Genomic DNA, 1,456 nt, shown 5'->3' on the forward strand with positions numbered 1-1,456 from the left:
GAACAGACCTATCCACCCCGGCTCAGACGCCGTGACCACAACACTCACACCAAGATCATCACACGCCTGACCAGGGCTTACGGGACATCATTTAGGGTCGTATGAGCCGTATTCGCAGGTGTACTGTCCGTCGGCGTAGGCATGCGGAGCGATGAGGATGAGGCCGGTGATGCTCAAGCTGACCGCTCCAGCAGCAACGGCGATACGTTGCGGGATGCGCATATTTGTTGCTTCCTTCCGGTAGAGGGTGGCGCTGGCTGAAGATGCGACGCTGGCCACCCAGGGCCATCAGCGCACCGCAATTGGTCAACCACCAACAAGGGTTGCGTTAGATTTTCACCCTTTCGGGTGCACAAGGGTGTAACGTAAGGGCGCTCACGAGGTCGCCGGTGCCTTCAGTACGATGCAGGCGGCGGCTTGTGCGATCTCATTAATAGTTCGCGCCTCGAGGTTGTCCCGTTTGGGTGTGAGACATCCGATGAGGGTCAGGTTGTAGAGCCGGGCGGTGCCGAGGCCTGGTGAACGCCGTCCTTGAGCCGGCAGTCCCGCAAGGTCTTCCAGTTCTTCAACCGCGACAGGGTGTGTTCCACCCGGGCTCGTGCCCGGCGGTGGACGGCGCTCTCCGCTTCCTGATGTGGGCTGAGGTACGTCTTACCTTGCCCTTTGCGGTGCGGGATGAGCAGGCCGGTGCCTTGGTATCCGCCGTCGGCGATGGTCGGGTGCGCCGCGGCAGACTCGGTGGACGCCGGACTCACCGGCAAGCCCTGACCCACTTCATCACCTCCAGCCCGTGGAGCCCGCGAATGTGCGGGCCCGGACCGCATGGAAGATGTAGGAGGCGATCAAGCTGACCGCATTGATCACGGCTGTGGTCGCGGGTCGGTACCAGGGTCCCGTCCACGGTCAGTACGTGTCCCTGCGGATCCGCTTGCGCGGCTGGAGCGCGAGCAAGGGGCCGAGATGGGCGATGAGGCGGTCGGCCGCAGACTTCGACACCCCGAACACGGGGCAAGCTGACGCAGCGTCAGGTTTGTCTGCCGATACGCCAAGACCAGCAACACCCGGCCCTCCAGCGGCAGGCTCCAGGGTCGGCCATGCCGGACCTCGTCCGATTCTTCCCGCCGCAGCGCGGTCACCAGCTTGCCGAAGCAACGCAGCCTCAGCCCGATGAACAGGGCTATCCAGGACGGCGCCGACGCGTTTATCACGCCACCACACGAAGTTCAAATAGCCCACATCCGACCGCGAACCGAACCAGTTGCATCGGCGATCTTACAGCCGCTCAGGCTCAGCCGAGTTGAAGCCTGACAGTGACAGGTAATAGCTTTGTTCATTGGCCTTCACCGCTGGTTTGCGTCAGTGAAGGTTTCTCATCCTGTGCCGCAGGGGTGACGTTGGTGCGGATGGGGGTGTGGCAGGGCATGGCTCCTGGTCGTTGCGTTGGTGGTCTCACTCG

General features: G+C 62.8%; 1 protein-coding gene and 1 pseudogene. Both read right to left on the reverse strand.

The window, feature by feature from the left end; all coding sequences use genetic code 11:
• Positions 1 to 87: 87 nt before the first annotated feature.
• A complete protein-coding gene (locus tag ACZ53N_RS37335; protein ID WP_469145132.1) occupies positions 88 to 279 on the reverse strand; it encodes a hypothetical protein in 192 nt (63 codons plus the stop codon).
• Positions 280 to 375: 96 nt separating this feature from the next.
• Positions 376 to 1,208, reverse strand: a pseudogene (locus tag ACZ53N_RS37340) (transposase family protein).
• Between the last annotated feature and the right edge of the window lie 248 nt (positions 1,209 to 1,456).

It is taken from the genome of Streptomyces sp. NPDC033229 (genome assembly GCF_055576875.1).